Source organism: Burkholderia sp. Bp8998, assembly GCF_003854235.1.
Taxonomy (GTDB): Bacteria; Pseudomonadota; Gammaproteobacteria; order Burkholderiales; family Burkholderiaceae; genus Burkholderia.
The window spans coordinates 35,257-62,179 of sequence record NZ_QTQF01000033.1 but is presented as its reverse complement, the minus strand read 5'-3'; the positions used below and the strand labels follow the sequence as shown (position 1 = coordinate 62,179).

General features: G+C 60.5%; 31 protein-coding genes. 13 read left to right on the top strand and 18 right to left on the bottom strand.

Annotation, left to right across the window (positions count from 1 at the left end; genetic code table 11):
• Positions 1 to 15: 15 nt before the first annotated feature.
• From DIE06_RS27865 to DIE06_RS27805, 13 genes are all read right to left on the bottom strand, one after another.
• Complete coding sequence (locus DIE06_RS27865; RefSeq protein WP_124664151.1) at positions 16 to 489, bottom strand: hypothetical protein; 474 nt, start codon at positions 487 to 489, stop codon at positions 16 to 18.
• A gap of 8 nt (positions 490 to 497) precedes the next feature.
• Positions 498 to 890, bottom strand: a complete 393-nt coding sequence (locus tag DIE06_RS27860; protein WP_124664150.1) for a hypothetical protein — start codon at positions 888 to 890, stop codon at positions 498 to 500.
• Positions 891 to 980: 90 nt separating this feature from the next.
• Entirely contained in the window at positions 981 to 1,442 is a 462-nt protein-coding gene (locus DIE06_RS27855) for a hypothetical protein (protein ID WP_124664149.1), read from the bottom strand.
• Positions 1,443 to 1,584: 142 nt separating this feature from the next.
• Positions 1,585 to 1,872, bottom strand: a complete 288-nt coding sequence (locus DIE06_RS27850) for a hypothetical protein (RefSeq protein WP_124664148.1) — start codon at positions 1,870 to 1,872, stop codon at positions 1,585 to 1,587.
• Positions 1,873 to 2,129: 257 nt separating this feature from the next.
• Entirely contained in the window at positions 2,130 to 2,402 is a 273-nt protein-coding gene (locus tag DIE06_RS27845; protein ID WP_124664147.1) for a hypothetical protein, read from the bottom strand.
• Positions 2,403 to 2,488: 86 nt separating this feature from the next.
• Complete coding sequence (locus tag DIE06_RS27840) at positions 2,489 to 3,307, bottom strand: PRTRC system ThiF family protein (protein ID WP_124664146.1); 819 nt, start codon at positions 3,305 to 3,307, stop codon at positions 2,489 to 2,491.
• Positions 3,307 to 3,942, bottom strand: coding sequence for a PRTRC system protein A (locus tag DIE06_RS27835; RefSeq protein ID WP_124664145.1), 636 nt, complete (start codon positions 3,940 to 3,942; stop codon positions 3,307 to 3,309). Before DIE06_RS27835 ends, DIE06_RS27840 begins: the two co-directional genes overlap by 1 nt.
• The gene (locus DIE06_RS27830; protein ID WP_124664144.1) at positions 3,939 to 4,667 is read right to left on the bottom strand and encodes a PRTRC system protein B; all 729 of its coding nucleotides are present in this window, start codon (positions 4,665 to 4,667) and stop codon (positions 3,939 to 3,941) included. The genes DIE06_RS27835 and DIE06_RS27830 overlap by 4 nt, the downstream gene beginning before the upstream one ends.
• 11 nt (positions 4,668 to 4,678) lie before the next feature.
• On the bottom strand, positions 4,679 to 5,821 hold the full coding sequence (locus DIE06_RS27825) for a PRTRC system protein F (protein WP_124664143.1): 1,143 nt from the start codon (positions 5,819 to 5,821) through the stop codon (positions 4,679 to 4,681).
• Between the two features lie 99 nt (positions 5,822 to 5,920).
• Positions 5,921 to 6,139, bottom strand: a complete 219-nt coding sequence (locus DIE06_RS27820; protein ID WP_012367187.1) for a PRTRC system protein C — start codon at positions 6,137 to 6,139, stop codon at positions 5,921 to 5,923.
• 11 nt (positions 6,140 to 6,150) lie between these two features.
• Positions 6,151 to 6,603, bottom strand: coding sequence for a PRTRC system protein E (locus tag DIE06_RS27815; RefSeq protein ID WP_124664142.1), 453 nt, complete (start codon positions 6,601 to 6,603; stop codon positions 6,151 to 6,153).
• Positions 6,604 to 6,684: 81 nt separating this feature from the next.
• Positions 6,685 to 8,355: a PRTRC system ParB family protein gene (locus tag DIE06_RS27810; protein ID WP_124664141.1), complete on the bottom strand. Its 1,671-nt coding sequence runs from the start codon at positions 8,353 to 8,355 to the stop codon at positions 6,685 to 6,687.
• Between the two features lie 231 nt (positions 8,356 to 8,586).
• A complete protein-coding gene (locus tag DIE06_RS27805) occupies positions 8,587 to 9,627 on the bottom strand; it encodes an N-6 DNA methylase (RefSeq protein ID WP_124664140.1) in 1,041 nt (346 codons plus the stop codon).
• A gap of 703 nt (positions 9,628 to 10,330) precedes the next feature.
• Here DIE06_RS27805 and DIE06_RS27800 point away from each other — a divergent pair.
• Positions 10,331 to 10,654, top strand: a complete 324-nt coding sequence (locus DIE06_RS27800; RefSeq protein WP_124664139.1) for a hypothetical protein — start codon at positions 10,331 to 10,333, stop codon at positions 10,652 to 10,654.
• 165 nt (positions 10,655 to 10,819) lie between these two features.
• On the opposite strand, the gene DIE06_RS27795 is transcribed toward DIE06_RS27800, so the two are convergent.
• Positions 10,820 to 11,272: a hypothetical protein gene (locus DIE06_RS27795; RefSeq protein ID WP_124664138.1), complete on the bottom strand. Its 453-nt coding sequence runs from the start codon at positions 11,270 to 11,272 to the stop codon at positions 10,820 to 10,822.
• A gap of 121 nt (positions 11,273 to 11,393) precedes the next feature.
• Here DIE06_RS27795 and DIE06_RS27790 point away from each other — a divergent pair, with 121 nt between their 5' ends.
• The 8 genes from DIE06_RS27790 to DIE06_RS27755 all read left to right on the top strand — a co-directional run bounded on the left by DIE06_RS27790 (position 11,394) and on the right by DIE06_RS27755 (position 19,721).
• Positions 11,394 to 11,855: a hypothetical protein gene (locus DIE06_RS27790; RefSeq protein ID WP_260433794.1), complete on the top strand. Its 462-nt coding sequence runs from the start codon at positions 11,394 to 11,396 to the stop codon at positions 11,853 to 11,855.
• A gap of 119 nt (positions 11,856 to 11,974) precedes the next feature.
• On the top strand, positions 11,975 to 12,646 hold the full coding sequence (locus DIE06_RS27785; RefSeq protein ID WP_124664137.1) for a Lar family restriction alleviation protein: 672 nt from the start codon (positions 11,975 to 11,977) through the stop codon (positions 12,644 to 12,646).
• Positions 12,647 to 12,831: 185 nt separating this feature from the next.
• Positions 12,832 to 13,176 (top strand): hypothetical protein, encoded by a 345-nt coding sequence (locus tag DIE06_RS27780; protein WP_124664136.1) that lies wholly within the window; start codon positions 12,832 to 12,834, stop codon positions 13,174 to 13,176.
• A gap of 246 nt (positions 13,177 to 13,422) precedes the next feature.
• Positions 13,423 to 13,881, top strand: a complete 459-nt coding sequence (locus DIE06_RS27775) for a hypothetical protein (protein WP_124664135.1) — start codon at positions 13,423 to 13,425, stop codon at positions 13,879 to 13,881.
• Positions 13,882 to 14,214: 333 nt separating this feature from the next.
• Entirely contained in the window at positions 14,215 to 15,219 is a 1,005-nt protein-coding gene (locus tag DIE06_RS27770) for a DUF2059 domain-containing protein (RefSeq protein WP_124664134.1), read from the top strand.
• 643 nt (positions 15,220 to 15,862) lie between these two features.
• Positions 15,863 to 17,329 (top strand): FAD-binding oxidoreductase, encoded by a 1,467-nt coding sequence (locus DIE06_RS27765; RefSeq protein ID WP_260433793.1) that lies wholly within the window; start codon positions 15,863 to 15,865, stop codon positions 17,327 to 17,329.
• A gap of 249 nt (positions 17,330 to 17,578) precedes the next feature.
• Positions 17,579 to 18,094: a hypothetical protein gene (locus tag DIE06_RS27760; protein WP_124664133.1), complete on the top strand. Its 516-nt coding sequence runs from the start codon at positions 17,579 to 17,581 to the stop codon at positions 18,092 to 18,094.
• A 79-nt stretch (positions 18,095 to 18,173) separates the two neighbouring features.
• The gene (locus DIE06_RS27755) at positions 18,174 to 19,721 is read left to right on the top strand and encodes a HEPN/Toprim-associated domain-containing protein (RefSeq protein WP_311767644.1); all 1,548 of its coding nucleotides are present in this window, start codon (positions 18,174 to 18,176) and stop codon (positions 19,719 to 19,721) included.
• 515 nt (positions 19,722 to 20,236) lie between these two features.
• Here the strand turns inward: DIE06_RS27755 and DIE06_RS27750 are convergent.
• Positions 20,237 to 21,379, bottom strand: a complete 1,143-nt coding sequence (locus DIE06_RS27750; RefSeq protein ID WP_124664131.1) for an integrase domain-containing protein — start codon at positions 21,377 to 21,379, stop codon at positions 20,237 to 20,239.
• A gap of 1,162 nt (positions 21,380 to 22,541) precedes the next feature.
• Here DIE06_RS27750 and DIE06_RS27745 point away from each other — a divergent pair.
• From DIE06_RS27745 to DIE06_RS27735, 4 genes are all read left to right on the top strand, one after another.
• Positions 22,542 to 23,546, top strand: coding sequence for a PRTRC system protein D (locus tag DIE06_RS27745; RefSeq protein WP_124664130.1), 1,005 nt, complete (start codon positions 22,542 to 22,544; stop codon positions 23,544 to 23,546).
• A gap of 9 nt (positions 23,547 to 23,555) precedes the next feature.
• Entirely contained in the window at positions 23,556 to 23,888 is a 333-nt protein-coding gene (locus tag DIE06_RS27740; RefSeq protein ID WP_124664129.1) for a hypothetical protein, read from the top strand.
• Positions 23,889 to 24,009: 121 nt separating this feature from the next.
• Positions 24,010 to 24,165 carry a hypothetical protein gene (locus tag DIE06_RS38480; RefSeq protein WP_176323431.1) on the top strand — a complete coding sequence of 52 codons (156 nt, stop codon included), beginning with the start codon at positions 24,010 to 24,012 and terminating at the stop codon, positions 24,163 to 24,165.
• Complete coding sequence (locus DIE06_RS27735; protein WP_124615433.1) at positions 24,162 to 24,404, top strand: hypothetical protein; 243 nt, start codon at positions 24,162 to 24,164, stop codon at positions 24,402 to 24,404. Before DIE06_RS38480 ends, DIE06_RS27735 begins: the two co-directional genes overlap by 4 nt.
• An 82-nt stretch (positions 24,405 to 24,486) precedes the next feature.
• Here the strand turns inward: DIE06_RS27735 and DIE06_RS27730 are convergent, their stop codons facing one another.
• The 3 genes from DIE06_RS27730 to DIE06_RS27720 form a co-directional block, all read right to left on the bottom strand.
• Entirely contained in the window at positions 24,487 to 24,711 is a 225-nt protein-coding gene (locus DIE06_RS27730) for a hypothetical protein (RefSeq protein WP_185733493.1), read from the bottom strand.
• Positions 24,712 to 24,804: 93 nt separating this feature from the next.
• Complete coding sequence (locus DIE06_RS27725) at positions 24,805 to 25,950, bottom strand: primase-helicase zinc-binding domain-containing protein (protein ID WP_124664128.1); 1,146 nt, start codon at positions 25,948 to 25,950, stop codon at positions 24,805 to 24,807.
• Positions 25,951 to 26,353: 403 nt separating this feature from the next.
• Positions 26,354 to 26,920, bottom strand: a complete 567-nt coding sequence (locus DIE06_RS27720) for a single-stranded DNA-binding protein (protein ID WP_124664127.1) — start codon at positions 26,918 to 26,920, stop codon at positions 26,354 to 26,356.
• Positions 26,921 to 26,923: the final 3 nt, after the last annotated feature.

Here is a 26,923-nt window from a genome sequence, read left to right as displayed (position 1 = left end):
GTCCAAGACCCATCATCAATCTCCGTTCATGGAATCCATGCCTGCTAAAAAGAGTACCACAGCGAACAGGACAAGGATGACGACATTGAAAACAGCCACCGGCGACCAGGAACTGGTCGAATGCCAGAGACCGACGGCCCCCGCAAGCGCAGCGGCCGACAGCGTGTGAACGTAGCGCCCGAACTGCTGGCGCTGATCCTTCGACCAAGCGTGCCCGACGTGGGTCGCGATGAAGCCATGGCGCGCAGGCTCGTCCGCAGGCGCCTCGCCGGTCACCGTGAAGGTGCCGTCGACACACGGTTCAACCTCCACTTCCACACCGTCGATCGACGCAAACGCGGTTGGCGGCGCTTCGGTGGCGCTCAAATCCCGCAGAATCGCAGCCATGCGGGTTGAGGGGTGCACCGCCTGCAGATCGGCGACGTAGGTCGCCCGATCGACGATCGAGAGGCCTGACGGATATTCGATAACGAGATCGACAATTTCCATCGGACCTCCTACCGCCGCTCATTGTCCAGGCCGTCGGCGAGCCGCAAGCCGCCCAACAGCGCGTCATAGCCCTCCTTCGACCCGAACTGCTCAATCGGAACATCGTTGTCCCCGCCGCCCGACAGGTCGCGGGAGCCGCGTCGCGTCCGGAAGGAAACGGCGACCTTGTCACGATTTGGCGAGTCAGCCACCTCGAGGATCATCGCATTCGTGCGCAGGGTCACGCGACAGCCTCGGCCGGCGCGCGCCGGCTCGGACACGATCTCGTGCTCACCCGTGTGCAGGCGCAGATCGCGCGCCACTCGACGCAGCATCCGCGTCGCATGCTGCGTAATTGCTGCGTCGGCGACTACTCCGGCCGCGCGCCGGTCGGCGTAGAACACCTTCGGTACCTTGAACATCTTGCCCTCGAAAAGAAAAAAGCGAGGCCCCCTTTCGGAGTGCCTCGCTATGCATGGGAAAGCCGGCGATCGCCGGAACTGAAAATGGGCTCAGCGCGTGACGCGCAGCCCCGAATTGCTGCTGACCAGCATCACCCGGTCGCCCGTGGTGAAGCGCTGGTCGTCCAATTGCACGACGACCAGGACTCGGCCGGCGCCGGTACGGACAACGATCTCGACGCCTGCGTGGCGCTGCAGGACCGCCGAGACCTTCTGCGTGATAAACCCGGCGCCCGCGCCGGCGATGGCACCGGCGATATAGCGGCCATTACCGCCGCCGATCGTGCGGGAGCCGAGGAAGGCGCTCACGCCTGCGCTGAGCAGCGACGACAGACCCGTGTTGTCGGATCCGCTGTCGATCGTGACGCCGCGGACGCTGACGACCGTGGCCTGTTCAATGGAGCCGGCGTGCTGGACGTCGTAGCGCTGGTAGATGTCCGGCGAACCGAAGTCAACCGATGCGCACGCGGTCAGGCAGGACAGAACCACGATGGAGATGAAGAGCTTGAACATGCGGGTTGCCTCTTGATGGAAATGGCAACCGGCCCGATAGGACAGTTGCCCTAGCGGGGGAAATGGGTAGGCGACAGCGCCTACCCGGCTACATACGTGCTATGGACAGCACGCTCACGGACTGCGGACCGGCAGAAACCGATCAGTGGAAGCGTCGACGATATTCGTCGAGCAATGGGACGAGGCGCTGGTAGCGCGCAATGGCTTCGTCATCCGGGTCGTTACGACCCACCTCTGCGAAGAAGCGGGGCCGCGCACCGATCGGATCAAATGCCGGGTTGTTCATGATCGCGCGAAACTCGTCAACGTCCCCCGCTTGCGCCGCGACTTCGATCGGGAGCATCTGGAAGGCGTTACGCGTGTTCACGTCGTTGCACGTGGGGTTCCAGCCAGTCGTTTGGCCGCGTGCGGCAAGTTGGTAGGTGTTCATGAAAAGGCTCCAAGTTGAATGAGGGAGCCTGATCCCGACGGGATGGACTCCCGAACGGGTTGAAACGAGGAACGTGCCGACTGAGTCGGTACGGTTAGGTCGATGCGCAAATGCGCGAGAAGTGAATCCAGTTTAGGGGCGCGGCCGCGCGCCGGTAGCCGGAATCGTCGGGAAAACCGCCCCGCTTTCCTCGGGACGAAAAAAAAGCGCCTGCCCGATTACTCGGGAGGCGCTGGTTCCAGAAGAAGGCCGTTGGCCTAGATGTACCCTGCGGCGCGGCTGAAATCGAGGTTGCCAGGCCCTTCGTAGACGATCTCGACGTCGATCGCAAGACACTGGCCGCCCGCGAAATCGAACCTATCTCCCGCCTTGATCGCAGCAATTCGGTCCGCCGTCCTACCGTAGACGACGAACCCCCATCGCTCGCCTTCGGCCATGCTGAATCGTGGAAACTGAATCGCACGTTTGAAACGGATCACTGCATGCGGCAAATCAACGTCCCGCACGGTCTCGGTACCCGAGCGTCCCATGAGTAATGCTCCTCGAACTTGGGTAGCGCCCAACGGGCTACCACCCGTTGGATGAAAAAAAGACGCCTCGAAACGAGGCGGCCACGTCAAACTGCTGTCGTCGGCTTCCGGCTCTTCCGAGCCTTCGGCTTTTTCGGCGCAGGCGCGTCGTACCCGAAGCGCGCCCACGCGGCGGGATCGACCGGTATTGGGCTTGTGCGTCCCGTCTCCAGGTTCACGAAGCTGCCCGAATACTTCAGCGATCCCGTCCGATACAGCGTCCAGAGCAGGTTGTAGGCTTGCACCGAGATCGCCTGATTGATGACCAGAGACTGCTTGCGCAGCGCATCGGCCATCGAGCAGGACGGTGTGTCGTCGCCCTTATCGTTGTTGGGGTTCAGCAGTTCCGGGAACAGATCGCCCACGTGGGGCAACCGGTCATGCCGGGCCTTGCCGAACTCCCCGAGCATGACCTGACCACGATCCGTCTCGTTGCCGCAGTCGAGGTAGTAGTGACAACTTCCCCGCTTCGCCGCCTGCACAATGGCGTGCCGTGCGCGACGCGAGTCGACGCAACCCACCACGATGTCGGCCACGATTCGCACCGACGAATCGACGCGCCGCGGCTCCGCAACCCAGTTGGTCCCCATCAGGTTGTTGAGCCGATTCACGAGCAGCAGTGCCTTGTAATGCCCGACGTCATTGGGATAGAACCCCTGCCGCCCGACATTTGTCTCGCTGACCGTGTCGTCGTCGTACACCGTGCACTCGATCCCGCCCGGGTGGCCGAGCTCGATCATGGCGTGATGCAGCCGCGCGAGACTGGGAAGAAATGCGCTCCCGGTCCCGCCGGCACCGACCACCACGACGCGCCATGGCCGGCGGATCATGTCGACCGGAATACTGTGAGTGATCGCCTCGCTCATCACACCACCTCCATCGTCAGCGCCGCAGCCCACGACTCGGGCGCGCGTTCGAACTTCTCGAAAATCCCCTTCGCGCAAAGCCGCAGCGCGACGGACGGCGTACGATCGCAATGGCCCAGCACGAGCGCAAACTTCACGTCATGCTGGTCATCCTTGTTGTCCGTGCGCGAGAAGAACGCCGGGCCCGTGCCATGGGAATGGCAATCCACCACCAGCCATTCGCCGTCTGCCAGTCGCGGCCGCTCATAGACCAGATGCCCTGGCCCGTGCGACAGCGAAGGCAACGCAACGATGCGGAAGGTAAAGGTCACGCTGTTCCAGACGATCCATGCACCGACCTCGTTTGGCAATGCCGCCCGAGCCATCGCATGAAACTCCGCGACGAGCGCGGCCGGAATCTGCCCGCACAAGAGCGCCGTCGTCTCTTCGACCTTCCCGTACGGGATAGCTGTCGAGACTTCGTAGCACGCGATGCGGCGCACCACGCTCAGCCAGGGACGCGAAACTTCGAGATAGATGCCATCCGATGCGATGAGCAGGCGCTCACCCGAACGCGTCATCGGCGCAACCGGCTCCCGCGACGGAACCATCACCGACGGGAACGACTGCTGGAGAACGGTATCGAGCGGATTCATGCGCCCCTCCCGATCTGGCCGTTCACCAGCTGCTCGACCGTCCGTTTCATCGGCACCAGCGCGTTTAGCGGAAAAGTCTCGCCGAACTTGCCGTCGAGCATGTCGCGCCAGAACGCGTACTCGCCGTCCTTGTACTCGATCCGTTTGCCGCCGGCGTTCGGATGCGTGAAAGCCGAGTTGAAGAATCCGGCTTCCCAACCATCGATCGACGCCACATCCACACGCTTCGGAACTTGCGCACTGCCGATGCAGATCCGGCCCACGTCCCAAGTGTTGAAGTAAGGCGGTTCGAACAACGGCGTCTCGCGAACGGGGCGAACACTGCCTGCCACCGCGAACACGCGGAAGCCTTGATTCGAGGCCTGGAACACCAGCCCCGGATGCGGCACCACGGCACTTCGCTTACCCAGGTTCTCGCATTCGAAGAACACCCGGCGCATCGCTGGCGGACACCACCACGTGACTGCATCAGGCGAGACCCCGAGCACTGTTGCAGGCAAAAACTCCGACCGCGGGGCGACGTGCTCCGCGAGCTGCTGAAGCGTTTGAACAAGCACCTTCCGGTCGAGCGGCCGACCGGCCCCAATGATGGGCCGACCGCTTTGGCGGTCAGCGATGACAGCGTGCGCTGTCGCAAAATGCGCACCGTCCTTGCCCGTATAGAGCAACAACGCTTGCGACAACGCGACATCTGAACCGGTTCTGCCGGTCGCGATACCAGACATAACACACTCCTTTAAGTGGGATGACTCACCAGCGCAAGAAGCCGGTCAAGGTGAGTGAGAATTCGAAACGCCAGTGCCAGGTCGGCGTACTGGCGGCGGATAGCCTTCGGGGTCGACGCCAAACGGGAAAATCCGCTGTAGGTGGTCGCATCACCGGATTGGGCTTCATTGTCGAAATGACAATCGAGAAGGTCGCCGACAAACTCGTTGTCCTCGACGATCACCGAGCAAAGCGCGTAAACCGGATTTGCGGAGTAGCTCACGTGAAACAGATCTCGCGTTCGGCTACGCCGCATCAGCGTGCGGAGCTTGAGCACCTCAGTGCAGACGCGCCGGGGCATGCCCCTGCTGCGAGCGCGAAGCCGCACCAACTCCGGGTCCGTCAGGGCACGTCGATCGCGCCATCTGCCGCCACTAAACACACTCGGGTCGGCATCGTCGGGGCACAGCTGCGGCCGCACAACCGACGGCAGATACGCATTGCGCGTTTCAGTGTCGTCCTCGAAGCGTTCCTTCAGCATTTCGTCCGCGTCCTTGTCCGACGTGTCTGGATCGCCGTCCCAGTACCAGCAAGAAAACTCGTACATGAACCAGTCTGGCAAACGGATGAACATCGTCCGAGCCGATGCGCCGCACAACGCGGACATCACCGTCCGGAAGAGCAAGGGATGGACCGACCGAAGTGTCTCGATCGCTCCTTCAAGTGAGTACACCCACTCATCCTCAAGACCGAACCCGAAGAACAGCGGCGTCGGGTCGTCATCGTTGTTCCCGTTACCGATGCCACCGAGAACATCGCGAACCGCATGCGCGTCGAACAGGTGCGGCGTGAATCGGAGCCGGAAAAACCGCCCATACTGGCGTTGCATCCATGCATGAAAGGCCTGCTGAAACGCGTCGCCGGCGTCGGCCGGATCATGAACGTCACCTGCACGCAACGGCCCGTACTGGAAATGCTTCAGCACCAGATCCGACAGGTGCACGTCTTCACGCCACTTCAACCGCACCGCCCCCGGCACCTCCACAGAGAAGGACGGAAGCGTCAGAAGATCAGCGGCAGGTCGACGTCGGGCAGCGGCAGCGCGTGGCGGTTGCCAGGTCGCGGCCGAGCCAGCTGCGACGCTTGAATCAGGGAGTGCAGGATCGAAGAACATTTCCGAATTTCCTCGTCATATAAAAAAACCGGCCTTTCGGCCGGTTCCTGTTGGTTGAAGCCACCATCCGGATCGGACAGGGCTTTGAGCAGAGCGTCCTTACGCATGGGCGCCTTTGGCGCCAGCCGCGCGAACGAACGTGTAGGACATGACCTCGCCCTTGATTTGCGGGCCGTCGACGGCGGCCGTCGTCAGCTCCGGATACTGGGCGGTGTACAGATCCCGCACCTGATCGGGCGAGAACGCCGCGCCGGGATCCATCAAGGCCATGCCGTTGTAGAGGAATTCGCGAACGACCGCTGCGATGCTGATCGACATGAGATATCTCCTTAAATGAGCAAGGACGCGAGATCGGTGCCTGCCGGCTTCGACTCAGCCACGGAATCCTGCGGCACGGACGGTGCCGGCTGATCGCCGTCGTCGTCGTTGTCGTTGTCGTCGTCATTGGCACCGCCTGCTGCGCCGGCCGCCGGCACCTTCGAACCCTTGGTCAGGGCCTTCTGCGCCTTCGTCACCTGCGTAGCCTTCTGCTCGTCCAGGATCGCGTTCGTTGCCGCCACCTGCTCCTCGAGCGACTTATGCGCCGTCGAGTAGGAGGTGACCGCCGCGGCGAACCCTTCGTCCAGCTCCGCAGCCGGCGCCTTCAGGATGAGCGGTTGACGCAGCGTGGCGTCCTTCCCACCTTGCGGCGTCAGGAACACCACCACGTTGTCGCCGTCCATCGCGAGTGACAGCGTCAACTTTCCAGCCGAACGAATCAGCGGTTCAAGTGCTTGAAACATGGAAATCTCCGGAAAATGAAAAAGCGCCGCACGATGGCGGCGCAAATGAAGGACGGGAACGGCGCACGGCCGCCCCGCATGTCAGAACTTGAGGACCTTCGGAATCTTGCCGGCGTAGTCGAAACCGCTGACATTAAGCAGCGCCTCGATTACTTCCGACTTCGACTTCGAGAACACCTTCTTGAAGTCGTCGCCCATCGCAATGCGCAGCCCGATTTCGTCAGCCACGACCATCATCTCGGCCTTGGTCAACAGTTCGAGGAAGGTCTTGTCGAGCTTCCAATGCTTCGCCAGATCCAGTTTGTGTTGCTTGCAAAGCTGGGTCAGGTACAGCACGTCGAGACCTTCGATCGCGGAAAGCAGCATGCCGGTCACGAGATCCACCTGTTGCTGCTCGCTCGTCGCTTGCACCAGATCGATCGCCTTCGCGAGATCGCCAGACGGTACCTTCTCCTCGGTCATCTTCTCGAACACGAGCCGGAAGGTGTCATCCTTGATCTGCCGGGCGTATCCGGCCAGGACGATCGCGATCAGGTACTGGCGTGCGAGCAAGCCGTTTGTCCCGATATCGCGGCGAAGTGCCTTGCGCCAGACGGCGACACGGTATTGCTTCACCTTGTCGGATTCCGCGACGACCGTGACGGCTGCCGGCTCGGACTTCGAGCCGCTCGCCTTCGCGGCGCCCTTGTCGGTCGCAGCCCCCGCATTCGCGGTTGCCGCAGGCTGCTTCGCCGCCTTCGCCGCTTGAATCCGTGCCGCAACCTTCTTCATGTTGCACACGGTATCGAAGCATTGGCCGCGAAACACCTTGCCGATCGAATCCGGCAACGCACTCACCGCGGCGCCATAGTTCTGGCACGAGTGACAAGCCTTCGCCTGGTCTTCGCCCACACCATTGGGTCCATCGACCGCAATTTGCACGCGGGTGTGGTTGTCGCCGGGACGCACGATCCGAACGAGCGGAAACTCGTCGCGAATGCCGGAGGCGATCACTTCGAGTTGCTTCTCGGACTTTTCGTTGTAGCAGCCGCGGTTGGTGCAGTTGCCGTCCGCGATCGACTCGCCAAACAGTGCAGACTGCGTGGACGAGTTGTGCGGGCAGCTGGTGCACTGTTCCTTGTCGAAGATCGCCGCGTTCAGCGAGCACGACACGGACTCGACCAGCTTCTTCACGTCGGCGACCGTCCGCTTCTCATCGACAATGACGGGCAACACCTTGTCCTGATTTTCTTTCGAAATGGCCGCGAGCAGCTCGGCGTGGCCGAGATTGATCTTCCGCGTATTGAGCGCTTCCAGCACGCTCGCGCTGCAGTTCATGAGCGCGAGCCGGCTGTTGAGCGTCGGAAGGCTCCAGCCGATGCGACGGGCGGCGTCTTCCCGGTCGCCCTTGCAGCGGCCGACCATCTTGGCCGCGGCGACCGCCTCTTCGCCAGGTGACATGTCCGCACGCTGGATGTTTTCCACCAGCGCGATTTCCTCGGCCTCGATCTCGTCGACGTACTTGATCGACACCGGCATGTCATAGGTCTCGCCGTGAACGTCCATCGCGGCCTTGTACCTGCGTCCGCCGGCGATCAGCTGAAACGTATCGTCGTCGAGCGGACGCACGAGCACGGGTGTATCGACGCCGCGCGCGCGGATGGACGCTCGCATCTCGTCCATCTCGGCGTCATCGAAGTAGGTTCGAGGGTTCGGACCGAGGACGATGCGACCGAGGGGAACGGTGGGTTGTTGAAGGTTGGCGTGTTGCATGACAGGTTCTCCAGAGTGGGAACCTGCCCCCCGTCGGAAGTGGTTCCCGATGGGGTTGATAGGCAATGAATTGCCGGCGGAGCCGGCGGGGTCGATGCGTCAGTGACGCGATAGATGGGACAACGATACCGCGCGAAATTTCAGCCGGAGACGAGAAAGCCCGGAATTTCGGCTCAGCTTTCAAAAAAAATGCCCGATCACGAGGATCGGGCTGGGTTCAAGAGATGGCCGCTAGAACAACGTCATCTGGTCGATCGCCGCAAAGATCGCGGCGGGACTCGTCTGTTCGACAGCGTCCTCGAACAGGTCGAAGATCGTCCCTCGGTCATAAGCGCGTGCTGAGATCACTTCCGGCTCGGCGACGGCGACATCACCGTCTTCGTCATCGACCAGAGGCGTCGACACGGACGACTCGATCGCGTCGATAATCTCCGGCTCAGGCTCGGGCACGCCGTCGGCGGGCGGGGTGCCCCCCATCTCCGCCCCGAGCGCACGCGCCGCTTCGGCCAGCTCGCGCTCGCGTCGACGCAGTTTCCATCGCCAGCCGCCCATGACGTGAGCCGGCGTATACCAGACGCCCCATACCTCGCCAGTGAGCGTGTTGCCGTGCACGACGATCGCGGGGATATGCAGCAACGACAGCTGCAGATAGGCCATGTGTACGCAAACCGGGTCGATGTCGACGCAGGTCGCATGCATCGTCTGCTGATAGTTGTGACCAGCGGCCGCCAGCGACTCGGCCGTCGCGATGACCATGCCGCCGGCACCACACGCCGGCTCCTGCATCCGCAGGAATCCGTGCTGCCGGATGTGCGGCTGACCGTCGCCGGTCGTCATCATCGCCATCAGGCGCGACACGTGGTACGGGGTGAAGAACTGCCCTGCCCGGGCATTCCCCAGCTCCAGCATCATGTAGGTCTCGCCGAGCACGTCGGTCATACATTCAAAGACAGGTACCGCGTCCGTCCCGGCTTTCTCCGACACCTGCATCCGATGCTCGAATGACAGCGTCAGCGCACCGAGCATGCGGGGAAACCGCTCGACGTCTTCGCGCTTGTACTTCCCGACGATTTCCAGGTAACGCTTCTCGCGCGCCTCAAACTGCGTGCGATCGACGCTGTTGCTGATCGACAGCGCGGCCAACTCGACGAAGTCGGCAAACACCGTATGCGTGTGCTGGCCGTACGAGAAAGCCTTAATCATTTGCACAAACGCGCGCTGATACGGGTCCGCGGTCTGGTCGTGCTTGCGTTCTGCGCTCTTGCGGCTCATGCGAGCACCTCGCGGGCGCAGATATACAGATGGGACATGGTGCTCTCCAGGATCAACGGGAGTGCACGCCCGACGGGAGTGGTCCCGTCTGGGTGATATGGAAGGCCGCCGGCGGCGGACTTTGGTCGATGCGTCAATGACGCGGTAGGTGGATGGATCGTATCGCGTGGTCGCCCGCCACTGGCCGGGCAATGGGCGGGATATCACATGGGCTTTTGCCAGCCGCGCGTAGGGGAACGCGAGCAAGATACTCACAATTTCCCTGAACAACGTTGTGGAAAAGTCCCGGAAGACCGCACCGGGCGTGACGGAGAGCCCCCTGCACACTTTTTAGGCAAGACGCCATCCAGCTCAACCGGTTGAGGGGGCAAACCCAGAAAGCTCGAGAAAAACGTATAGCTTTCGCAGCTTCGACGCCCTCCTATGACGGTTCCGAGAAAGCTGACCGAATTGACGTGTCTTTCCGACTGAGCACGTGGTGGCCACTGGCCAAAATCGAACTGGCGGCCTGTTGGCCCAGCGTCTCGTTCTCAGGAGCAGCCACGTTCCGTTCGATGTCGCATAGCAGGTCAACTGCGCGGTCGACGGCACGATGCAGGAGTGCAACCTCTAGACACGCAAAGACACCACATTCCTAAGCCCGGCTGGTCCTCACGCCAACCGGCTTGCCTTTGGGAACTTCCAATTCGAGCCCAAAACCTTCATGCAACGTCTTGTTCCAATCACGATCATCGTCATGCTAATCGTTGACCTTCTGATGGTCTTCACTCGGCTCAGCCCCCACACCACGATGATCTGCGGATGCGCATTGGCAGGATTGTTCGCCTGCGGGTGGGCGATCGGGGAAATTCTTCGACTCATTGGACATTGGCGCGACCAACGCGACGCCAACGAGAAAATACTGATGGAGCAGCGGTTCCCTTTTTGCCACGTCACCCGCCTGTCGAGCGGCCAATGGTTTCTGACCGAGAAGGCGACCGGTCGCGAATACAACCCGTCCGAGCCGGCCAAGCGCAATGCGCGATGACCGATTGAACTGGAGCTAAAAAAGAACCCCGCCTTGGATACCAAGTGCGGGGCGAGGTGGAGTACAACGAGGAGAAAAAATCCAATTTTCCAACCGGGTTTACGGCTTGGTATCCGGGACCTTGAGCATGCGGAACCACCGCGCGTCGCCCCGTCATTGTTCTGCCTAGGCCGCGAGCCGCTCCTGCTCACTCGGCGCCCCGGACGATTTTCGCCAATATGCATTCACCTGCGCAACGATCCGGGCCACCGTCGCGCGCGGCGCCCGTCTCAGCTGCCGATCGTAGAGCGCCAGCAACCCACCGATCGCGCCTGCCGAGGAACTCGGTGTCACCGCACCTCGTCCTGCGATCACCGCATCCGAGTCGATTTCGTTGATCGCGTCCTGCGCGCCCGCTAACGTCGCCCGACTCTCGCTTCCATCACCTACCCCCGCCTCCAACAGGAAATACGCGGCGACGAGCGCATTGGTCAGCACGGCCAGCGTATGGCGATCGCCCTGACCGGCCCGAAGCGTGCTCAGCGCGAGATAGCACTCGAGTGCGATCCCGTCACGATCCGCGGCAGGGATGGGCAACAGATCGGACTTGGATCGAATCGCGGACTTCGGCAGCTTCATGTAGGAGGCTCAAACGGTTGCAATACCCAGTGATTACGGCATTGCGACGGGCACGCTTTAGCCTACCGGCGGCGACGCACCTTGACATTGCGTAGCTGCGGGCAAGATGGATGCATGCTCAATGCCCATGGAGGCCGATATGCAAGGCAAATCACTCTTTCTCGACCGCGCCGTCTCCCGTTCCCACGACTGGGCGCCGCGCTTTCCCGCCCTGTCGATGGCATGGCGCGAAGCCGGCTCGATCTCGCGCGGCCGCCAGGTGGTAGTCGCGGCCGCCGACGATGACGGCATTCGGTGCACGTTCTTCACGAACCTCGGCGCGGTGCTGGAGTTCAGTGCGACGTGGGCCGAGTTGGAGCGGGCGCGCACCTGGTGGCATTTCGTCCGCCAGTGGAATTTCTGGATCGTCGATCAGACGGACTCGATCCACCGGATTTTCGCTCGCGCGACGAGCGACGAGCGCACCGTGGCCATCATTCCGACGACCGTTACCCGACGCGATACCGACGATTATCTTCGGTACCTGGAGCGCGTCGAAGCTGCCGCGCGCAGCACGGCCGTCTGGTCGACCGCAACCGCCTAAGAGAGCAAGTTACCGAGTCGTGAATCTAATAATGGGGACATTCTCCGTTTAATTCCCCTTTGTCTGTCACAAAAAAGCGGCAATAATGCGCCGGTCTCTACCTTATTTTTATATTACAAATGTTGGAGCAGCTTTATCCCTGCGACCACTGCGGAGGGCGGCCGACGATCGGGCGATCGCAACGGCTGATCGATTGCCGAGAGAACCGCGCGTTTGATTTCAGCCAGTTTGGGCGCTTTGGCGGACCGCCATGCCTGGGAGACGTGCTGCCGCGCCCGCCCGAAGCACCGCTGACCGAAAAGCTCGTCTGCATCCATTGCACCGGCTGCGGCTTGTCGACGCAGTGGGAACCGATCGGCGATGACGAGCTCACCGCCAAGACGCGCTGCGCGGAAACGTGGAACCGGCGCCTGAGCCGTCCGAAGGCGGACGAGAACGACCTGCAAACACTTGTCGAACGTGAGCTCGGCGCATGCGATGCGCAGTTGATCCTCGATCTGTTGTCTCGTGCTGAGGGCGACTGGGCCACGCTCGGCCCCATCTTCAAGATGCTCGCGCAACGCATCGTCGACGCTGCCGTCGTCACCATCGACACGTGGCCGATCTCCCCGGTGCTCGAAGACGCCGCGCGATACCGGAAGCTCGTCCAGCTCGCGAAGTGGGTGGAAATCGACGGCCACGACTACGTGCAGTTCCCGAAGATTGCGTCGCCCAGCGAACACATGGACTTCCTGTTCGAAGACCGGATCGCGATGGCCGTCGACGCGATGCCCGATCGGGATCGCTGGTGAAAAAAAGGTTCATCGCGGAATGCCGGGGAGGAAGGGCGGCGTTCGGCCACAAGCGGTCATTTCGAGCGCACGCGCAAATGGTCGGAGTAGCTGCCGTCGGCCTCGCCAGTGTGTAGCATCATGATGCATCTGCGTTGCTTGGGGGCGATATGACCGAACACAGGACTAAACCACTGGATCGCCAATTGTTGCTGGACGAACTCGCATGCGTGAGCAGCAAGCTAACGCAAGCTGGCATTCGTGAGGCTCAGGTAAGTTTTGGCTGGGACTGCAATCTTCCCATCGACGAAATGTGGCAGGACCACAGTGTTAAGGTCGACGAGATTCTGGAATTCGTCTGCCAGGCGGAGCGGACCGGAGTCGTCGAGATTGGCCGTGGTGACATCTTCGTCGAGTCCCAAGATTTCCGCCTCACCTTGTGCCATGAGGGAGACGCGCATGTTGCGGGCGCGGCTGACCTCGTGCGCGAGACGGTTGAGCGCTGGGAGCAGCTCGATTACGAGCCGTACGAAGTCAAGCAACAACCATAGGATGCTTTGTAGGTGAATCTGGATCGATAGGCGGCTGCAATGGGGGCGGTTTATACCCATTGCATAGCGACTCCCCCGCGACCGTCCGCTATGTGGACAGCCCAATGTCGCTTGTGGGTCGATTTCCGGCAATCGCATCGGGCGGTAGCCGGCCAGAACTTGTCATTCGACACTGCCCCCAAGATCGTCGACAATCGTACCGCCGACGCCGGTGCAACTTGGAAAACGTCCTGGGAGTCACGATAAATGCTGCGCGGATTAGGAAAATTCGCTGTCGTCGTTTTGAGTGTCATCGGAGCGCTGACCGTGCTTCAACTGTTCATGCGCGACCGATTTTCATCGCTCGCAGAACCGAATCCAGATGGTGTGCAGTCTTACACGTCCCCCGACGGACGATACCTAGCAGAGTCGCTCTCATGGGCGGGCGGAAATGCATTTGCCTCCCACTGCGATCAGGTTGTCATCGTTTTTCCTGCTTCTGTAACCCGGGAGCAGGCTCGGCGGGACAAAAGGTATGAGGTCTATTCTGGCCAATGCGACGATTTCGCCGATCACAGTCCTTCGCCGAAGATCGCTTGGCGTTCCGACCGCGCTCTAGACGTATTATTTTCGATTAACCATACTGCCGCATCGGCACGAAGTGTGACGCTGAAGAAGCTTGATTTCACCGGAAACGTAAAGCTCGAGTTCACGGCGAAGGAATAACTGTCGATCAACCGCGTGGAATGACCGCTGCAGAGATTTCTGATGTCCACTTCGGGTCGGTTGCGAAAGTTGATCGCGCGAGCAAGGTGAGCAGTCGCGCAAGCGCTGATGGCCTTCCGAGTTCGACCAGGAACCGCCGTTCGGTGCATTGCGCGAATCCGTGCCGTCCCAGTTTGATCAAACTTGTGCGACGTCGCACGCAAGACCCTCGCTCGGTCCGGATAGTATCTGCTGGTTCGCCGTGGCAGCCGGAAGACGTCAATTTGATCAACCATCGTTTTGCAACGACGGGGGAAGATGACAATGAGAAACGTGATCAGGGCCCGAGTACTCTTGACGTTACTTGTCGCCCTACCGCTGGCGCAGCAGACCTTCTCCCATACCGGCTCTGACAATTCGGCGACTGAAGTCGGCCTGTCGGCCTCGGCCTATTCTTTATCTGCGTCTGGAGCAGATGCGAACGGCTCCCTTACTGCACCGTCGTCGAAGGCAGAAGACACGCATTCAGCTGGCTCGAGAGCGACTGTTGCTCAGATCAAGCGGCTGATCGAATTCGAGCAAGCGCCCGCATTCAATCCCCCAGGTGGCAGTTCCGCCGCGAGCGTGAATACGTGCGTCGAGCATTACCTGCGTGAGGTCGATCCAAACAACCGAGACTGGAACCCCAGCGATCCACGTTGGGACAAGATGCGAGCGGTGATCTCTCAAGGCTGCACAGCGCAGGCCGACGATTACAAGGAACGGGTAGCGCCGGTTCTTCTGAACGCCTATTCCGAGGCGATTGGCAGAAGTTATGAGAACCACCTCAGCAGTGATGGTGCGGATACGCTAATCCGGTTCTACGAATCAGAAGTAGGACAGCGTTACCTCGCGTTTCAAGGGGAGTTGACGGCGGTGGGCGGACGGGGCATGGGTCGACTCTTCGCTGGGATGGCGGGTGCCGATTCTCGGGCCAGCACACCCGAAGCGACGAAGTCAAGAATGCAATTGCTGCGTCTATCGAGGACGTTTTCCATGCTGATAGTGGCGACCGAAGATGCGCGCAAGACCGGAGGTGATGCGTCTGGCGCTATGGCGATCGCAATCATGATGCATGTCACCGCTGAAACTCAGGGATACAGCTTGGACCGGATAGCACGTGAGTATTCAGCAGATTTGCCAAACTTTGTGGAATTCGCTCAGTCGCCGGCCGAAATGGAGGAACTTCGTGCACTTTTTGATGCCACTGACGCAGCGAACAAAGCCGCAGCGAAGGTTGCTGTGGAGGTCAGCCCGGAGTTGAATGGAAACCTGAATAAATGGCGGAACCTTTACCGTTCGCTGCCGCGCAATAAATAGTCTAGATTCACCACAATCGACGCACCAGCCACTGGGCATTCGCGTCGCGCCCGCTTGGTGCTTGGAAAGTGGCTTTATGCGAGCCAGCGTCGGCTGACACACCAGTCGCTTCCCCAATGCATGCAGGCCGGGCACGGGCGGTCGTTGTTGCTTTGTATCGTCGCCGATCGCACGACGGAGATTGTGCGCGGCCATAGAGGCGTTAAACGGCAATTTTTTGGCGTCATCGAATTCTTGCTGACGCTGTTCTTCGGAATCGGAGTTGCTGTGCGCAACCCATACTCGGACGAACTTAGAGGATGACGGCAATGGGGCTGCAATCCATGCCCGCTAGCGTTCCGACGTTGAACGACCGCAATCGGGTGTAACGAATGTCCCTTGTGGGTCGGCAACGGAAGTTGGCGGCTGATGCTGCGGCGCACGATCGGCAGCCAGCAGCGAACTTCCGGGTTCGACCAGGAGCAGTCCGACACAATCCGCTTGCAAAGGTCCGCTTACCAAGGGCAAGCCGTTGTCTGCGCAGTAACCGCGAGCAGCGACGCTACCGTCCGTTGTATAGAGTTATGCTGTCGGGGATACCATGTCCGCGGACGGCGAATTGCCCCCAAAGGCTGCCGCGCGACGCAGGCTGGAGCACGCGCGAATGAACAACAACGCACAATCGAAACCCGCGTCAGACGCGCTGCATAGTCTCACGCGCCGCAAGCTGCTTCAGGCCGGCATGGCCGGTATCGCTGCCGCCACGCTGCGGCCGTCGCTGTCGCGGGCTGCACCATCAGGCGTTCTCGTCAACGACGTGACGCTCCTCAACCCGATCCGCGTAGACCGCCTGCTCACCCCGCATACGACGGTGGAGGTCCAGCAGGCGCTCGCCGCATGGGCTGGGCCGGTCTGCATCGGCGGCGGGCGCTACAGCATGGGCGGACAGACTGCCACCGAGCATAGCCTGCACCTCGATATGCGTCAGTTCAATCGAGTGCTTCATTACTTGCCTGAGGACAGGGTCGTCCGCGTGCAAAGCGGGATACGGTGGCGCGAGCTGCAGTCTGTCATCGACCCCCACGACCTTTCAGTGAAAATCATGCAAAGCTATGCCAACTTCACGGTTGGCGGGGCACTGTCGGTCAATGCCCATGGACGCTACGTCAGGGCAGGCCCAGTGATCAACTCGGTGCGCGCCCTGCAACTCGTGCTCGCAGACGGCTCGGTGGTGGACGCGTCCCGCGACACCAACCCCGACCTGTTCCACGCTGCCATCGGCGGCTATGGCGCGCTAGGGGTCATCACTGAGACTGAATTGGATCTCGTGCCGAATGTCGTCATGGAGCGCCAAGTACACAGCATGCCGGTTGCCGACTACCCCAAATTTTTCAATGACCATGTACGCGGGAACGAACGGGCCGTCTTGCACAACGCCGATTTGGCGCCACCTGGCTTCGACTATGCCACTTCCGTTACTTGGCTCTCCACCGGTAAAGCCCCGACCATTTCAGACCGACTGGTTCCGCCCGGGCAATCGTACAAATTCGACCAAGCCGTTATGTGGGGCGTGGCGAAGCTTCCTGGCGGTGAGTCGTTTCGCAACGATGTGGTCGACCCGTTGCGCTACCTCAGCCACCCGGTCGTGAGACGCAATTACGAGGCGAGTCTGGACGTCGCCTCACTCGGCCCCATTGCTACCGGAAACACCACTTATGCGCTGCAGGAGTATTTTGTGCCGATAGCCCAATTCGATGCCTTCGTGCTGCGCATGGCCACCATACTGCAGACGCATCGAGCACACGCTGTCAACGTCTCCGTTCGCCATGCGCCCGCCGATCACGCCTCCTGGCTCGGCTGGGCACGCGAGGAGGTGTTTTCATTCGTACTGTATTACTGGCAACGGGTGTTCGCCGCGGATCGTGAGGAAGTTGGCATGTGGACACGCGAGCTCATCGACACCGCGCTGTCGCTCGGCGGCACCTATTACCTACCCTATCAGTTGCACGCAACGCCCGACCAGTTTGCACGTGCCTATCCCAACTCGCCGCGCCTTTTCGCGCTCAAGGCACAATTGGATCCGAGCAACCGATTTCGGAACAAACTATGGGATAAGTACTACCCCGCGTAGCGGGACGTCCATCTCATACCGACCGCGGAGCGGACACTCGTAGACTTTCGGGTCGGCAACTGCCGTCGGCGTCCGCGGCCGCCAAGGATGCGGCGCGACCTTTGACGTCGGTCCGAGATCGGCCAGAAGCCGACATCCAGAGAATGTGAGCATCCGGCTGAAAATTGTTTCGTAGCGCACGCTGATGTAGAGTTGCCCGGAATCGGCATGAGACGTTCCTTGCCGCACACTAAACCACATTCGACTTCAATGAATACATCGACCCAAACCGCACCGTCAAATCAAAATGCCCAGCCGTTTCAACACACGGACGTTGTTTTTTGGTATGGCATGTTCATGGTTACATGGTCCATTGTGGATTCGGTAGTTCAAACTGCGATCATGAAGAATCTAGGGATCGGGGCCACCGACGCAGTTATCCTTACAGGAAAAATGCAGTTCAATCCACGTGTACAACTTTTATGTGCGCTATTGAAGCGGGAGGGTGACACACACAAAGATGCAATCAAGCTTCTGAACAAGACCGAGGGGTTCGCACAGCGCAACACGCTGGTGCACGGAAACATCATAGTTGGAGTTCCAGGCGTATTGACGTTCGTCAAATACGACGGCGGGGCTAGTACAAAACAATCGTTCTCGGCCGACGACATGCTCAAGCATGTTCATGCGTTAAACACTCGCATCGTCACGCTTCAGCAACTTCTGAAAATCGCCGATGCGGACATGCAACTGATTGTCGACGCCACCCTCGCAATGGTGAATTAATTAAGCTCATGCTCGATGGACTCGAGCGGCGGATCTCGGCCACTATACGCCGGATGCATGCCAGTCAAGCTTGACCTTAGTGGGTCGCTTTGGTGCGTTCGCGGTTGGCGTTACGGCGCTGATATCGCGACGGGATCGGCTGGTGGAGAGGCTGCCTGATTGGGGTGCGTCCGCTGCTGGCAATCGAGCCCGCTCATGCTCGCCGCCTACGCCTACTGATCGAATAAGCCGCCCCAGATACTCCGGGGCTTTTTCATTCAGACGCCGCCCAACTACAGATAAAATTCACGGGACATTTTGCGCCACGCGTGGCGTTCCACGGGAGCAGGCCTTGGGCACGGAAATACATTTGGAAGTCGGCGGTGTTTCAGTTTCAGGGGCAAAGAATAACCCCGGCCCAGACTATGGCTGCCTGTTTCAAGAAGGCGACCGAACTCAACTGCGCACCGACGAGTTCGATGAACCGGATGCAGATCATATAGAACTGGTATCCGACGATGAAGAGTCGCATCGAAACGAGGCGTTAGCGCGAACGCTCGCTCGGGTGCTTCCGAGGCTAGACTTGCTCGGCCATACAATCGAGTCGGCGCGCGCCGAGTACGACGCTATTTTGGCCGAGCAACGTGAGTTTGCCGACGAAGATAGCCTCGGCACGTTCGATTTAATGTCCTTCGACGAGTTTTGTGAACTGGCTTGCCGTTATCCGCTCGCAGACCTCGACGAGACCCAAATTGACTTTGACCATCCCGATAGGGATACGATTTCCAAGGGTCGATTCCTCGCGGTCGCGGATGAAATCAAAAGGCTGCCCCCCGCGTATGACATGGAACTTTTCTGGTCCGAGAAGAGTTACTTCGAGGCGAAATTTTGTCGGCTTAGCGCTTACTCGATGCTCCAGGTCTTTGGCCTTAGCGAGCAAAACAGGAGCGAGCAAGTCACATGGGACTATGGGCCACTCGTCGAGGCTGGATGGGCGTCCGTCTCGGTATTTACTCCGGGCACGAGTCGGCGACAGACGGTATTGGTAGCGACTGAAGGATCGACGGATTCGAGCATCCTGAGATTCGCCCTTGAAGCGTTGCGTCCCGACGTCGCCGATTTCTTTCGCTTTGTCGACGTGGATGAGAAGCATCCTTTTTGGGGAACCGGAAACTTGGTCAAGTTTGCGGAAGGCCTCGTTCGCATTGATATCCAAAACAAGGTGTTGTTCATCCTCGATAACGACGCGGAAGGCTTAGATGCGTTAAGGCGTCTGGAAAGACTGAGCATGCCCGCCAACATGCGCGCGATGCTTCTACCGGACGACGAGGCGTTTTGCAGTTTCCCAGCCATCGGTCCGGAAGGAACCAAAAACTCGGATATCAACGGACGTGCCGCCGCGATTGAATGCTATCTAGATCTACGTCTGCCCACTTACCCGCCCGCGGTTGTTCGATGGAGTAACTATAAGAAAGACATCGATGCGTGGCAGGGGGCGCTTGAATTCAAGGAGACGTATATGCGTCATTTCTTTGAACAGACACCCGAGACACTCCGTAGCGGAAACTACGACATTTCAAGGTTAGAACGGTTACTAGACAAGATCATCGAGCAAGCTACTTGGTTGCAGCAATATCGAAGCGAGTGAAAGACGGTGAACTGCTCGCATAGCGCACTGCAACGACCACCGACGACAGATCGAAGCAGCGCGCGATATCGACAGTTCAACGAGCGCCATTGCCCCGCATGAACGAAAGGCGGCTGGACAGCTGGAAGCGGACGTAGCAGACCAAGGAATAGCTGACAGCAATGGGTCGGCAAGCGACGTCCATGGAAATCCACGAAGAACCCAAAAAAATGCCGGCGCGAGCCGGCTTCAAGAGAGTTCTAGCCATATCCGAGGGCCGAGCTAGAACCTGAGAGACAAGTCCATCTTACCGAACGTGCCATCCGCCCCGCAGGCATAACACGCCCTATTTCACCCCTCATTTCTCGGGCAGCTCCGCCGATTGCGGCGCCCGAAACGCTCTACCGCATGAGGCACCGACGCACCTTGTACACGCGCGCCGACGCACCCTCGGCAGAACTCCCCCCAGACGGATGTCTCGTCGACTGTCAGAGCGACGTGCACGCGATCCTTCCCAACGGTGCCCTCTTCGATGCTTACTTCCGATCCTGAGTCGATGCGAGCAACCGATAGAGCGCTGCCCTCGAAATCCCGAGCGCTGCCGCTGCATGACTTTTGTTGCCGGCGGCGGCCCGCAATGCGGCCTCAACCGCTTCCACCGTCGGCAGTTGCTTGCGCATTGCCTCCTGCCGCGCGAACGTCGACAGATAGGCATTCGCCTTCGATTCGCGGCTGTGCCCCGCGGCCGCCACGACGCGGCGCTTCGCCTCTTCGTGCGCTTGGGGATCTGGCCGGACCGACGCCCCCTTGATCGGCGCCGGGACCTCGGCAACCTGCTCGTATAGCGTCTGCAGGTATTCGTGGCGCAAGCCGTGACTCGTAATCCCTAGCCCGTTCTTCGTCACCCCATGCTTGCCGAGCACGTAGTAGTACCAGTCTCGCCATTGCTTGAGCGTGCGGCCGGCCGGAATCGTCGAGCCCGATGAACCATTACTGAACCGAGCCGCCTCTTCCAGAATCGAGATCTTCCGCTCGATCGGCACTTCACGTGGGCGACCACCCTTCGTGCCTCGCGTAACAGCCAGTGTCTGCGGATTGCGCACCACCTCGAGCGGCCGCAGCATGAAACTCTCCTCAACCCGCAACCCGAATGCCGCCTGCAGCTTGAGTTGCACCGCCGTATACGGGCAGGTCGACGCGATTTCGTCGATCTTCGCTGCAGCGTCTACATCATGCGCCACCCATGACTTGTCCTCAGTCGCCACGTAGCTACGCACCAGGCCTGCCGCTTGCCGGTCCACGTAATCGCCGAGCGTGCCGACCAGATTGGTCTTGCCCATCCACAGTGCGATTGCGCGCAAGTAGGTGAGCTTGTTCTCGATCCGACCACCCGACTGCCCCGCATCGACCCACCGCGTGACGAGATACTTCACGTGCTTCTCCTTCAGCGACCACGGGGTCTGCAACGCGAAGCCGCCTTCGCGCAGCTCAACAAACGCCTTGCAGAGCGCGGTCGCGCGGTTTTCCTGGGTCCTGATCGAGAGCGTCCGGGTGCTGATGCGTGTAGAGCTATGGATATCTGCGACGTGCGCATTAAACAGCGCGAGCAGCGCGTCCCGAAACTCGGGCGACAACCGATAGCGGCCCACGACCGCACGCACGTTGAGAATCACGGCCATGCATTTGCTCCTTGCGGCCCGCGCCGCGCCTTCGTTGATTCGTTACCGCTGCGCGTTCGCGACGCCCCTACCTGGCGCCGTGCCCCGAACCCGTTGCAGCTCATCCCGCTTCGCGCAATGCGCGGTTGCCGGATTCCGCCGGCTCGGTATTGCGTCTTCCTGTCCTTTAGCGATTTCCATCCGATCAGCCCGGTGCATGGGAAGTACATGCACGCCGACTGTCCAACCTGCTGCCTGAACAACTCGCCTCGCGCTTCGCGCAAGACGTCGCCATTCGTGCGCCCCCTCATCGGTCGCGCTGCGCGGAGAAGCTCCGCACTGGTACAGCTTCGTGGCTACCCTGCAAGCCGACGCGCTCGCGTCGCGACACCCGCCGCTCTCGCGAATGCGGACGCCGGGTTGAATGCCGGGTAATTCCTGTTGAAACCTTTCGGGTACGGCGGCTCAGACCGTTTTTTCTTCCTGTCAGGGAATCGCGATACCGAGCCTTTGCCGGTCGCATGATTTCCCCCACCCCCAAGCACACTCATGTCGGCCGCGGTGTATCGGGCTTCCTGAGTGCACCCAGCATCGATCGCTGAAAGGGCGTGTTCAGACGCGCATGAGAGCTCGTAAAGCGTCCGGTGTCTGGGGCTCCACTTGTTCTCGTGCTGTCCTGCGGCGACAAACCGTCGCCGATCGTATGGATATCGCACTGTCCAGCGGTCCTCACTGTTGACCGCTGTGTACTTGATCTGATTCAGAAAAAGGCCGCTTCGTTGTGCGGCCCGAACACTTGACTGCGTTTTGGGGCCCGTTGCGGGCCAAGAGGACGAGCGAGTGCCTTGCACTCGGTTTCGATGCGTCGATGACGCGGTAGGTGAGAAGAAGAATAGAGCGATTTGCCCCGGCTCACCGGCCGAAAGCTGACGGGAACCGGCGCGCTTTCCGAAACTTGACTTCGCGCATCGCTCGATAGACTGGGTTCAGCAATCTCGGACTTCAACTCGGAGTTGTGCGGGACGCACTGCGCAAACTCCCAGTTCAAGTCGGACTTTGGCGACGCTCATTCGACAAAGTCCGACTTCATGTCCGACTTCGCTTTCTCGCTGCGCTCAATGTCCGACTTCAAGTCCGACTTTAATTTGTGGCACCGTCCCATTCGATCCCATAGGAGTCGCCTTTGAAAACCGCAGTCTTCGCCGTCGATGTCGGCTATGGCAACACGAAATACGCTCACCGCGCCGCAAGTGGAACGATCGCGACCGGCATGTTCCCGTCGCTGACTCCCCTCGCCGCGAGCCGCACGCTATCCGGCTACGGCGAGAGCGTACTGACCGCGCGTAAGGTCTCGACGATCGTCATCGACCAGGTCGAATACGAAGTCGGGCCCGATGTGCCGCTTACCGCAGCCTACGGCAATACCGGCCGAGCACTGGCAGACGACTACGTGCTGTCCGACAACTATGCCGCCCTCTTGTTTGGCGCGATCCACTTTTCTGGCGTCACGCACATTGAACGGTTGGTGCTCGGCCTGCCTGTCCACAACATGAAAAAGTACTCAGCCGACCTGAAGGAACGATTCGCCGGGGAACTGGATTTCGGGGCGGGCCGGGTCACGGTCGACAAGGTCGTGGTGATCCCACAGCCGCTCGGCTCGCTGGTACTGGCGTCGAGCAACCGCCAGCACGAGTTCGGGCGAGACGTCGCCCACCTCGTTGTCGACGTCGGCTACTTCACGACCGACTGGGTGTATGCGAATGGCTTCACGATGGATGACAACCGCAGCGGCGGCATGCCGGGCGGCGCATCGCAGATTTACCAGCGCATCGCCAGCCTCGTCGCGCGCGACCAGGGCGACGCAGTCGAAGACATCGAACGTATCGATAAGGCCTTGCGGGAGCAGACACCGTTCTTCTTCTACGGAACCAACATTGATCTTGCGCCGTACCTCGAGCAGGCCCAACCGCTCATTTCGGGCGTCGTCAAGGAAATGCAGAACAACGTAGGCCGCTTGCCGAACGTGCGGTCGATCATTCTTTCCGGCGGCGGCGCAGCGCTCTATGCGGCGGTCATCCGACGCGCGTTTCCGCGCGTTCTCATTGAGGTGATCGACGCACCGTGCCTCGCCAACGTGCGCGGCTTCCTGATGGTCGGGGAAGCGGGCCTTGCTCGCGAACGTCGCTAAGGAGACGGCATGAGCGACAAGATCGAGATGACTGTCACGATCAATCCGCTCGTGTCGCCGCTGCTCTTCGAGCGACTGAGCGCGTGTACATCAGCCCGCCATCGCGCCACGATTCTGCGGTCGTTGGCGGAGGCAACGCTCCGTCAGGAGCTGACCGGATACGCACGCGCGCCTGCTCAGGCGACGACGCAAGCGTATTCGCCTCCTCCGGCGGCAGCGGCGCGCACGCCGGCGGCGGTCGACAACGAGGGATTCCAGGTGCTTCGGGTGGATGACTCGGGTCACGAAAGTAGTGGCTTCGGTGACGAGCTAGGCGGACAACTTGCGGGCTACTTCGAATAACAGGGCCGCCGCAGCACGCTATCGCAGCTTGACTTTGGATTGGAACTGCAAAGATGGATACATAACACCGGTGTTCATGGCGCGCATCGCGCTATGCACCGGTGCATATAGGATGCACACCATGCTGGAACTCATCGACTGGATTCGCCACGGCGAACTGATCCACAAGCTGTCGTCACCGTACCTCTGGCTCAGCTTCGTTGCAATGCGCATCGCGATCGAATACTTCTTCGCGGGGCTCGCCAAGCTGGAACATGTTTCTGGAGACCACGAATGAACAACAAGGTAATAGCGATCGCGACGGAAGCTCACCAGTTGTACAAGCGCCTGCCGTTCCTGGTCCGACGCTTCATCCTGGCATACGCCTTCGCCTTCGTCTGGCTCTTCGGCATCGTTCTACATGCGCACCACTATGGGAGTCTGGCCGAGCCGTTTCTCATCGGTGGAGCGATTGGCGCGGTGTGGGCTTCGGGCGCCTATAAGCTTTTCCTGCTGATCCTGCGGATCGTGCTGTAGGCTCCGGGAGGCCGTTGCCGATGCAGAATCCATGGACGAAAAAAAACGGCTCACCAAAATGGTGAGCCGCTTTGCTTCAAGTTCAATGTCTACGACTGGCCGCCTTTTGCGCGAGCCATGCCAAACAGAAGTCCACAGCCGGTTCGAATGGCTCGTCCCGCAACACATAGCGGGCCTCGCCCTCGCACTTCCGGTCGATGACGTCGAACGCTTCCGCTTTCGACAACACCGTCGGCTGCCTGCCATTCGCCGCACCCGTGGTCGCGACGATCTCGAACTCTCCCAGCAACATACGAAAGGCCATCATCAGTCTCCGAATGAGGCCCGGCGCAATACGGCCCGGCGGGGACGTATCCCCACCGGGCAAACAAAGCAATGCCGGCGATCGCCGGCGTTCAAGTCAAACTACACGGCACCCTCTGCTGCCATGCACGAGCGCAAGATTCCGCCGGCGCGCTTCATCACGCATCGCTCGTCTCGCGGACGCTCGCTCGTAACGTTGCGTCCTGCACTTGTACTGCTGAGCCCACACGTCGCAGAAATCCACGCCTTCGACCACCGAACGGACAATCGAGACGCGCTTTCCGACGCTACGAAGGCGATCGGCAAGGATATTGGCGTGATGCTCGCCAGGCCGATAGCCGTGGCGCGCATCGACCCGGTCACGGTCGGCGTAGATGATCACGTGGTCGTAATCGTCCCAACGGATGTCAGCACGCTCGAGGCCGCCGCAGTTCAGCAGGCTGCGGACCTCGATACGATTCTGATACCGCGCGACCACCGCGAACCCCGTCTCCGACCCCTCGACCAACGCGAGAGTCCGCGACCGGGTCGTGTTGAGCAGCACCGACGAACCAAAACTTCCGTCGGGCGCGCTCATCTCCAGCTTGGCTCGCTGCTTCCCTTTCTTCGTCAGAAAGGGAACCTTTGTGCCATCAGCCGTGAGATAGGTTCGATGAAGGCGACGCGGCTTTCCTGCCGGCGAACGCGCACGCAGCAGCATGACGGGGAACTTTCCTTGCTTCTTTCCCCATGCATCGACGTACTCCATACCAGCGTGGTAGCGCACATCCTTCCCGATCCATTCGATCCGCAGCCCGGGAATTCGCGTCGACAGATACGTCCATACCGGCGACTCCTCCGTGACCGGCCCGGCGCCATCCCATGCGACCTGCATCTCACGACACTTCTGCTCGTCGCTTTTCTCAGGCCGGACCGGGACAGGTTTCACCTTGCGCGCCACCTCGACGGGAATGCCACCGTTATAGTTTCCGGTCCTGAGCTCGTAGTAGATCTCTCGATACGGCTTGCCCGTCACCTCATGGATGAGCTGCACGCCCGTGCCGCCCTTCGTACAGCGGGCGCAGTACCAGCCGCCCTTCGGATCCTTATCTGGCGAATAGAGCCGAAACGTCTCCTCGCCATCACACAGCGGGCACGCCCACCAACGCTTATTGGCGTCCCCCAGATAACGACTGTCGAGGTAATGCGGAAAGATGTCTGACCAGTTCAGGTCCTCGAGAACCAGCTTCTTCAGCTCTCGCATGATTCAGCCTCCTTTTGCGCTCTGGCAAAAACGTAAGAAGCAGCTGCCCCATCGATCGATGGGGTAGCCAGCACCGGTGGATCAAACGCCCTCTCGCTTTTCACGCTCCCCGCAGTCGCGTCGAATCGACGTGACATGGAAAGCACTGCGCTGCGCGAAAGGTGAAACCACTTCACATTCATCAGTTGCTCTCCTGTTTGGATTGCGGTTTCGGTCGATGCCTGAGACAGGCGTGGAAACGCTTGCTCAACCAAGCCGCGCGGGGGCGTCGGCTTGGTTCAGCAACGTCGTGGGATGAACAGATGGGAGGAGAAGGTCCGCGTGTGACGTGCCGCGAGGCACATCACACGCGAAGGTGAGAAGAAACGGGAGACGTAAAGAGGATCGGTGAGGGTTTCCGGGATCAGATCGCGGCCCACGCTTTGCGCGGGTACCACGATTCGAACGGAATATCGTCGTCCATCTCGTCGAAGCCGCCACCTCCACCGTACGACCTCGTCTGATCTGCCGGGGGAGCCGCAGGCCGCGGGCCCGAGCCATTCGTGCGAGCCGGCGCGCGCGCCGCATTGGCCGGAGCCGGTCGGCGTGCGCCCTGCTCGAACCCATCGTCGTCGCCATCCCGCTGCGCGTTTCCGCCGCGGCCGCCGAGCATCTGCATCTGGTCGGCAACGATCTCGGTCGAGTAGCGGTCCTGACCGTCCTGGCCTTGCCACTTGCGCGTGCGGATGCGGCCTTCGATATAGATCGACGAACCCTTCTTCAGGTACTCGCTGACGATTTCGGCGAGGCGACCGAAGAACGACACGCGATGCCACTCGGTCATTTCCTTGTAATCACCGCTCGCCTTGTCCTTGTAGCGATCGGTCGTCGCAAGACGAATGTTCGCCACAGCGTCGCCGCTCGGCAGGTAACGGACTTCCGGGTCAGCGCCGAGATTGCCGACGAGGATGACCTTGTTGACAGATGCCATGTA

Bases quoted from the DNA above. Each gene is read 5' to 3' on its own strand.
- DIE06_RS27865 (WP_124664151.1), bottom strand. From the start codon at position 489: ATGGAAATTGTCGATCTCGTTATCGAATATCCGTCAGGCCTCTCGATC.
- DIE06_RS27860 (WP_124664150.1), bottom strand. From the start codon at position 890: ATGTTCAAGGTACCGAAGGTGTTCTACGCCGACCGGCGCGCGGCCGGA.
- DIE06_RS27855 (WP_124664149.1), bottom strand. From the start codon at position 1,442: ATGTTCAAGCTCTTCATCTCCATCGTGGTTCTGTCCTGCCTGACCGCG.
- DIE06_RS27850 (WP_124664148.1), bottom strand. From the start codon at position 1,872: ATGAACACCTACCAACTTGCCGCACGCGGCCAAACGACTGGCTGGAAC.
- DIE06_RS27845 (WP_124664147.1), bottom strand. From the start codon at position 2,402: ATGGGACGCTCGGGTACCGAGACCGTGCGGGACGTTGATTTGCCGCAT.
- DIE06_RS27840 (WP_124664146.1), bottom strand. From the start codon at position 3,307: ATGAGCGAGGCGATCACTCACAGTATTCCGGTCGACATGATCCGCCGG.
- DIE06_RS27835 (WP_124664145.1), bottom strand. From the start codon at position 3,942: ATGAATCCGCTCGATACCGTTCTCCAGCAGTCGTTCCCGTCGGTGATG.
- DIE06_RS27830 (WP_124664144.1), bottom strand. From the start codon at position 4,667: ATGTCTGGTATCGCGACCGGCAGAACCGGTTCAGATGTCGCGTTGTCG.
- DIE06_RS27825 (WP_124664143.1), bottom strand. From the start codon at position 5,821: ATGTTCTTCGATCCTGCACTCCCTGATTCAAGCGTCGCAGCTGGCTCG.
- DIE06_RS27820 (WP_012367187.1), bottom strand. From the start codon at position 6,139: ATGTCGATCAGCATCGCAGCGGTCGTTCGCGAATTCCTCTACAACGGC.
- DIE06_RS27815 (WP_124664142.1), bottom strand. From the start codon at position 6,603: ATGTTTCAAGCACTTGAACCGCTGATTCGTTCGGCTGGAAAGTTGACG.
- DIE06_RS27810 (WP_124664141.1), bottom strand. From the start codon at position 8,355: ATGCAACACGCCAACCTTCAACAACCCACCGTTCCCCTCGGTCGCATC.
- DIE06_RS27805 (WP_124664140.1), bottom strand. From the start codon at position 9,627: ATGAGCCGCAAGAGCGCAGAACGCAAGCACGACCAGACCGCGGACCCG.
- DIE06_RS27800 (WP_124664139.1), top strand. From the start codon at position 10,331: ATGCAACGTCTTGTTCCAATCACGATCATCGTCATGCTAATCGTTGAC.
- DIE06_RS27795 (WP_124664138.1), bottom strand. From the start codon at position 11,272: ATGAAGCTGCCGAAGTCCGCGATTCGATCCAAGTCCGATCTGTTGCCC.
- DIE06_RS27790 (WP_260433794.1), top strand. From the start codon at position 11,394: ATGCCCATGGAGGCCGATATGCAAGGCAAATCACTCTTTCTCGACCGC.
- DIE06_RS27785 (WP_124664137.1), top strand. From the start codon at position 11,975: ATGTTGGAGCAGCTTTATCCCTGCGACCACTGCGGAGGGCGGCCGACG.
- DIE06_RS27775 (WP_124664135.1), top strand. From the start codon at position 13,423: ATGCTGCGCGGATTAGGAAAATTCGCTGTCGTCGTTTTGAGTGTCATC.
- DIE06_RS27765 (WP_260433793.1), top strand. From the start codon at position 15,863: ATGAACAACAACGCACAATCGAAACCCGCGTCAGACGCGCTGCATAGT.
- DIE06_RS27760 (WP_124664133.1), top strand. From the start codon at position 17,579: ATGAATACATCGACCCAAACCGCACCGTCAAATCAAAATGCCCAGCCG.
- DIE06_RS27750 (WP_124664131.1), bottom strand. From the start codon at position 21,379: ATGGCCGTGATTCTCAACGTGCGTGCGGTCGTGGGCCGCTATCGGTTG.
- DIE06_RS27740 (WP_124664129.1), top strand. From the start codon at position 23,556: ATGAGCGACAAGATCGAGATGACTGTCACGATCAATCCGCTCGTGTCG.
- DIE06_RS38480 (WP_176323431.1), top strand. From the start codon at position 24,010: ATGCTGGAACTCATCGACTGGATTCGCCACGGCGAACTGATCCACAAG.
- DIE06_RS27735 (WP_124615433.1), top strand. From the start codon at position 24,162: ATGAACAACAAGGTAATAGCGATCGCGACGGAAGCTCACCAGTTGTAC.
- DIE06_RS27730 (WP_185733493.1), bottom strand. From the start codon at position 24,711: ATGATGGCCTTTCGTATGTTGCTGGGAGAGTTCGAGATCGTCGCGACC.
- DIE06_RS27725 (WP_124664128.1), bottom strand. From the start codon at position 25,950: ATGCGAGAGCTGAAGAAGCTGGTTCTCGAGGACCTGAACTGGTCAGAC.
- DIE06_RS27720 (WP_124664127.1), bottom strand. From the start codon at position 26,920: ATGGCATCTGTCAACAAGGTCATCCTCGTCGGCAATCTCGGCGCTGAC.